The organism is Acinetobacter uliginosus, assembly GCF_044130295.1.
In the GTDB taxonomy this organism is placed as follows: Bacteria; Pseudomonadota; Gammaproteobacteria; order Pseudomonadales; family Moraxellaceae; genus Acinetobacter.
This window is the reverse complement of record NZ_JBIQOC010000130.1, coordinates 1-6,592: the sequence shown is the minus strand read 5'-3', so window position 1 is coordinate 6,592 and position 6,592 is coordinate 1. Positions and strand designations below refer to the sequence as shown.

5 protein-coding genes and 1 pseudogene are annotated in these 6,592 nt (G+C 49.7%); all 6 read right to left on the bottom strand.

What is annotated here, in order from left to right; all coding sequences use genetic code 11:
* Nucleotides 1-388: 388 nt before the first annotated feature.
* Nucleotides 389-1,054 (bottom strand): sarcosine oxidase subunit gamma, encoded by a 666-nt coding sequence (locus ACE01T_RS16735; RefSeq protein WP_004704291.1) that lies wholly within the window; start codon nucleotides 1,052-1,054, stop codon nucleotides 389-391.
* 2 nt (nucleotides 1,055-1,056) lie between these two features.
* Nucleotides 1,057-3,969 (bottom strand): glycine cleavage T C-terminal barrel domain-containing protein, encoded by a 2,913-nt coding sequence (locus ACE01T_RS16730; protein ID WP_004704292.1) that lies wholly within the window; start codon nucleotides 3,967-3,969, stop codon nucleotides 1,057-1,059.
* A complete protein-coding gene (locus ACE01T_RS16725; protein ID WP_004704293.1) occupies nucleotides 3,966-4,301 on the bottom strand; it encodes a sarcosine oxidase subunit delta in 336 nt (111 codons plus the stop codon). The genes ACE01T_RS16730 and ACE01T_RS16725 overlap by 4 nt, the downstream gene beginning before the upstream one ends.
* A gap of 11 nt (nucleotides 4,302-4,312) precedes the next feature.
* Entirely contained in the window at nucleotides 4,313-5,551 is a 1,239-nt protein-coding gene (locus ACE01T_RS16720; RefSeq protein ID WP_395519722.1) for an FAD-dependent oxidoreductase, read from the bottom strand.
* 38 nt (nucleotides 5,552-5,589) lie between these two features.
* Nucleotides 5,590-6,489, bottom strand: a complete 900-nt coding sequence (folD, locus tag ACE01T_RS16715) for a bifunctional methylenetetrahydrofolate dehydrogenase/methenyltetrahydrofolate cyclohydrolase FolD (protein ID WP_004704295.1) — start codon at nucleotides 6,487-6,489, stop codon at nucleotides 5,590-5,592.
* Nucleotides 6,486-6,592 (bottom strand): annotated as a pseudogene (locus ACE01T_RS16710) (formyltetrahydrofolate deformylase); the annotation flags it as partial. The gene folD and the pseudogene ACE01T_RS16710, both read right to left, overlap by 4 nt.

Here is a 6,592-nt window from a genome sequence, read left to right as displayed (position 1 = left end):
GAATTGAGGTAATCCCAAGCGCAATAGCAATTGGTTCTTGATGATGAAGTAGGAATTAAACATTAAACCCACGTAAGTAGGTTTAAGTAGGTTTTAAATAACGGTCATCATTATAGAGAAATCGGGTAGCGCGATCATGTAGCCATGGTGGCAAGAACAAACGACGGATTTCGTCCTATTGCTTTGAAGCATTTAATTTTTTTCTTGATCAAAACGATGCTTTAGTAAATGGTGAATGCTTAAAAGCATAGTGCTGGAATGGGCGGCTGTACGCTCTTATGATAAAGGTTGATTGCTGTCCTGACTCTAGGGCATAAAGCAAATGGCTGCCAGCTTACGCTAACAGCCATTCAGGGGGATTACAGTTGGGGGAAAACAGAATTGTTATTTATGCAATGCTGAGCAGCCCGTCAATACCGACAGCCTGACCATCAAATTCTGCAATGGCATCCAGCAGGACATTCCACAAATACAGTGCAGAAGCCCGGTCACACAAGAGATTGAATTTCGGCGCCTGGGCATCGCTGACATTCATCACCACAGCATTAATGCGCGCCACCGAGGTCTGTGCAATCTGACCTGCAGCAAAAGCTTCTGCGGACAAATCGACGGCACACAGCTTAGCCATGATGAAAGCCACAGATTGCCCAGTTAGCTGAATCCAGGCATGGCTATCCTGACGCGGCAGCAGATAGTTGGCGCGGTCACTCAGCTCCCAGCTCTGTTCCAGTGCGGCTATACTTTCACCAAAATCCTGCATTGCACCCAGCACTAAATATTCGGTCGCAGACAGCCGTGCCACAATGCTGCCATTGGCCTGATGACACAATCGATTGGGTTCATCCGGCAATCTAAAACCCGCTGCAGTTAAATAGCTGGCACTGTCGGTTCCCCGGAAACCGACGCGTGGCATATTGGTTAAATCCACCACTGCACATTGCTGAATGTGCTGGGACTTACCGCCTGCAAGAAACATGCGTCCTGCGCCATAAGACTGATAGGCCGCACAGGTTTTTTGAATGGGACTGCGTTCTGCTTGAGGTAAAATACTCATGATCAGATCTCCTGACGGGCATTATTAGGGTCATAGAAAGGCGCTTTTACTACTGTGGCGTAGACACTTGCACCTTTTTCCACACGAATCTGGAACTGCTGGCCCACTGCGCTTTGCTCGATACCGACATACGCCATGCCAATAATTTGGTCCAGAGTGGGTGAATATTCACACGAAGTTACGTTTCCTGTAATTTTGTCGCCATTCAGCACAATATGGCCTTCCAGCGGTTTTTGCTGCTGTTTGTCCAGCACAAAAGACACCAATTTGCGTTTCATGGGCTGCTGTTCCAAAATGGCAATGGAACGCTTGCCCACGAACCATGGCTTGCTTTTCGCTACAGCCCAGCCTAAGTCCACTTCTTTAGGATGCGACATGCCATCGGTATCCTGACTGATAATGATATGACCCTTTTCCAAACGCAGTAGTCGCTGGCTTTCCACCCCAAAAGGCTTCATGGAGAACTCTTGACCCGCCTGCATCAGCAGATCCCACATGAACTCGCCATAACGTGCAGGGAAGTGAATTTCATAGCCCAATTCGCCTACAAAGCCAACGCGCAAGATACGCACAGCAATGCCCTGAATGGTTCCGGTGCGCAAACCCAGGTAGGGAAATGCTGCTGCACTGAAGTCCACGTCCTGACAGACCTTTTGCAGCACTTTGCGGGAATTCGGACCGGCAATATTCACCGCCGCAAATGCCGACGTGACATTGGCTATATCGACATTTAAGCGCCACTGCGCATTCCATTTCAGCATTTGCTGGTAAATGCGGTCTACCCCACTGGTGGTTGCGGTAACATAAAAGTGGTTTTCACTTAAACGCCCGGCAACACCATCGTCTATCACCACGCCATCTTCGGCAGTCATGACTGCATAACGGGTTTTACCCACCGGTAATTTTACAAAACCAAAGGTATATAATCGGTTGAGGAACTCGCCGCTGTCAGGCCCGCGAAGATCTAATCCGCCTAAAGTAGATACATCAATCATGCCGACATTCTGACGTACATTGCGCACTTCGTTTTCAATATGCTGCAAACGGCCAGAGACGTCACCATAATAGGCCGGACGCTGCCAGTTGCCTGCCGGCATCATTTGTGCACCGGCCTCAATATGGCGTTGATGCATGGCGGTCTGACGGAAAGGATCAAAACCGCGTCCCGCAATATGCGCCAATTTTTCTGCAGTGAACGGTGGACGGGCGGTCGTCACCCCGGTTTCGCTCACTGTGCGGTCTGTATATTTTGCCACGAGACGCGCAGTAGGCAAGGCTGAATGACGGCCTTGAGAAGGTCCCATACCCACAGTAGAAAAACGCTTGACCAGCTGTACATCACGGTAGCCCGATTTGGTGGCATTAATAATGTCGCGGATTTGCAGGTCTTCATCATAATCGACAAATTCTTTGCCCTTAGGATGCGCGAAAATTGGCCATGGGAAATTCACCGCTGCTTCGACAACAGGTTTTTTCGCTGCTGTAGCAGCATTGCCCAAAATGGCATTCACTGCATCCGTGGCGGTTTGCACTGCATCATGCAGAACATTGTCCAGCTGATGCACACCGGCAACAGAGCCGCTAATGTGCAATCCCTGAGGTAAACCGGAAATGCTGAACTGTGCCTTTTTGTCGTTATAGTTCAGTTTGGCACCGGCTTGACACAGCAGCTGGTACACCGGCATATAACCGGATGACATGGCCAGCACATCACAATCAATTTTCTTGCTGTGTGTACCCACCTGGCCTTCTGCAACAATACTGCGTATATCGACTCCGGTCAGATGCTGCATGTCCTTGCTATGCAAGGCTTCATACACGGTACTGCTGAGATAGACCGGAATGTGGTGCAGTTCAACCGCTTTTTGCAAAGCGGGATCTTCTGCACCGGCGCGCATGTCGACTAGGGCGGCCACAGAGATACCGGCTTCGGCCAGATCTAGGGCGGCCAGATAGCCGTCATCGTTACCGGTTAAAATAACCGTTTTCTGGCCGGGCCGTACCCCATACAGTTTGACCAGACGCTGTACGGCACTGGTCAACAGCACACCGGGCAAGTCGTTGTTGCGGAACACCACTGGCTGGTCAAAACTGCCGCTGGCCACAATGCATTGCTTGGCACGGACTTTATACATACGCTTGCCTTGAATGACCGGTAAATAATGATCGGTAAACCAGGCATTACAAATGGCTTGTTTCAGCACGCTAATGTTTTCATGCTGTTCTACTTGCGCAATCAGTTTGGCTGCACATGCAGCGGCTTTTTTACCCTCGGCATCAAAACGCGCATAATGCAGGCTACCACCCAGTATTTTATCCTGTTCAATTAACAACACTTTCATGCCGGCATTCGCGGCGGTTAACGCTGCCTGCAAGCCGGCCGGACCGGCACCAATAATGGCAATATCTGTAAATAGATAGGCTTTGTCATAGTATTCAGGCTGAAAATTCAGATCCAGCACCCCCAGCCCGGCTTTTTTACGGATCATGGTCTCCCACAGCTTCCAGACCCCTTTAGGCTTGTAGAATGAGCGGTAATAGAAGCCGACAGGCATAAATTTTGAGAATTTGCCTAAAAACGCATCGCTGTCTTTCATTAACGAGCCAGCATAGTTTTGCCCCATTGCCGACAGATGCGCTGCAATCTCGGTGCTATCTGCCAGTACATTCGGCTCCTGCGGCAATTGAATCAGCGTATTGGCATCTTGTCCCGCCATGGTTAAAGGTGCACGCGGACGGTGGTATTTAAAAGAGCGCGACATAATCCAGCGCTGATTGGCAATCAAGGCACTGGCAATACTGTCGCCCGCATAGCCCTGAAAAGTCTGCTGATCAAACTGAAAAGTCACAGGCTGGTTGCGGTCAATCAAAATGCCATACGGCAAAGGCAGTCGGTTTAAATCTAGATTGCTCATGCGGATACCTCCTGTTTAGCAGCCTGTTCTGCTGTTTTTTCTGTAGCTGGCGGATTTTCAAAATCGATGCGCTGGCTAAACATTTCCTTGGCATCAAAGGTACGCAGAATTTCATCGCTCACTGTATGGCGCTCGGCAATAAACCAATAACTGCTTGGGGTATGCATCCACCATTCCAGTACCACACCGGCAATATTGCTTTTATTGAACACATAATCTGCCCATTCTTCATTGCTGCAGGTGTTCTGGTCCGGCATGGTTTTCAGCTCGCCGCCATAACTAAATTCACTGATATTTCTTGGACCATTTAAAGGACAAATCATTATTTTCATGGGTTTACTCCTTAATGGCTCGCCGCAGTGGCGCCCATTTCATTGACTTGCTGGAAGCGGCTGAAACGCGACAATTCAAATGGCTTGATCAGATCCGGCGTACGGCCAGTCGCCACAAGTTCCGCCATGGTCTTGCCACAGATCGGGGTGGATTTAAAGCCCCACGTGCCCCAGCCTGCATCCAGGTAATAATTGTCATAAGGCGATTTGCCCATAATCGGGCTGTAGTCAGGCGTCATGTCGGTCATGCCAGCCCATTGGCGCATGAGTTTGACATTGGCCATAAACGGGAACATTTCAATGGCATGAGCCAGCAGGCTTTCTTTTAAATCCAGGGTAGAACGGGTGTTGTACAGCGGATAAGGGTCTGAACCGCCACCAAAGACAATTTCACCGCGGCTGGTTTGCTGCACATAGCAGTGCAAAGCAGATGAACTGACCAAAGGATTGATAAACGGTTTAAACGGCTGGGACACCATGGCTTGCAGCGGGAAGGTATGAATCGGCGACTTGATATGCAGCTTGTTCATTAAAATGCTGGAAGCGCCGGCAATCGCCTGTACCACGCAGCCACACTTGATGCTGCCACGGTTGGTTTTTACCGCCGTGACCTGGTTTTTTTCAGTCACAAAATCCTGTACTTCAGTCAGCTGGTGGATTTCCACGCCGCGTTTCGCCGCTTGCTTGGCATAGCCCCAGGCCACGGCATCATGCCGTGCTGTGGCACCATCCATATGCCAGAGTCCTGCCAGAACAGGCAAATGCGCGGGATCAAGATTCAGACACGGTACCAGCTCCTTAATTTGCTGGCGGTCAATCATTTCGGTACGACCACCAAAATGCTTGTTCACTTCGGCACGCTGGCGGAAGGCACGCACAGTAGAATCGGTATGCGCCAAAGTCAGCTGGCCGCGCTCTGAATACATGATGTTGAAGTCAAATTCATTGGACAGGTTTTTAAATAAATCAACCGATTCTGAATAGAACTTCACTCCTTCTGAGGTCAGATAGTTGGAACGGATCACCGCAGTATTACGCGCCGTATTACCACCGCCAAGATAGGATTTTTCCAGCACAGCAACATTGGTGATGCCTTGATATTTTGCAAGATAATATGCGATTGCCAAACCATGACCGCCAGCGCCAATAATCACTACGTCATAGTGTGATTTCAGCTCCTTCGGTGGAGGCAAATCAACTTCAACAGGATATTCACTGCTTAATCCGTATTTGAGCAAACCAAGTGGCATAATTTCTTCTCCAAGGCATCTTTTCCAATGCCGCTAGCTTATTTTTTAAAAATGTTTGCCTGCATACGCGCAGCATCAAGGGTATTTTTCATCAGGTAGGCAATGGTCATGGGACCGACACCACCCGGAACAGGCGTGATGGCTTTGACCACAGACAGCGCATCGTCATAATCGACATCTCCGACCAGACGGTTTTTGCCGTTTTCCTGAATGCGGTTAATCCCCACATCAATGACCACTGCACCCGGTTTTAAATAGGATGCATCGATCATTTTCGGCCTACCGACCGCTGCCACCAGAATGTCGGCATTTTTGCAAATGTCGCGAATATTCTGGGTGCGTGAATGGACAATGCTGACGGTGCAACTTTCTTTTAATAACAGCGCCGCCATCGGCTTGCCGACAATGTTGGAACGACCCACCACCACAGCATGCAGTCCGGACAGATCCGGCCCCAAGGTGTCTTTCAGCAGGCGAATACATCCGGTCGGTGTGCATGGGGTTAACACCTCACGGCCCTGACTCAGACCGCCGACATTTTCACTGTGGAAACCGTCAACATCCTTAAGCGGATGAATGCGCTGCAACACCGCCGTTTCATCAATATGTGCCGGCAACGGCAGCTGCACCAGGATGCCATGCACGGTGGCATCTGCATTCAGTTCATCAATTTTCTGCAGCAGCGTGTCAGCATCTGTATCTGCTGACATGCGGTATTCCAGTGAGCGGATGCCGACATACAGCGCTTTTTCAACCTTGTTGCGCACATAGACATGACTGGCCGGATCATCTCCGACCAGGACTACTGCAAGGCAAGGCTCAATACCTTGCGCTTTCATCTGCTGCACTTCGCTTTTGATCTCGTCCAAAACGGTTTGTGCAGTTGCTTTGCCGTCAATAATCAGCGGCTGTGAATGTTCTTGAATGGCTATGTTCATTTAAATACCACCGTACGGTCATCATTAAGGAATACGCGGTGTTCGACAAAGTATTTCACCGCTTTGGACAGCGCGACTGTTTCGGTATCACGCCCCACCGAGA

Bases quoted from the DNA above. Each gene is read 5' to 3' on its own strand.
- folD (WP_004704295.1), bottom strand. From the start codon at position 6,489: ATGAACATAGCCATTCAAGAACATTCACAGCCGCTGATTATTGACGGC.
- ACE01T_RS16725 (WP_004704293.1), bottom strand. From the start codon at position 4,301: ATGAAAATAATGATTTGTCCTTTAAATGGTCCAAGAAATATCAGTGAA.
- ACE01T_RS16720 (WP_395519722.1), bottom strand. From the start codon at position 5,551: ATGCCACTTGGTTTGCTCAAATACGGATTAAGCAGTGAATATCCTGTT.
- ACE01T_RS16735 (WP_004704291.1), bottom strand. From the start codon at position 1,054: ATGAGTATTTTACCTCAAGCAGAACGCAGTCCCATTCAAAAAACCTGT.
- ACE01T_RS16730 (WP_004704292.1), bottom strand. From the start codon at position 3,969: ATGAGCAATCTAGATTTAAACCGACTGCCTTTGCCGTATGGCATTTTG.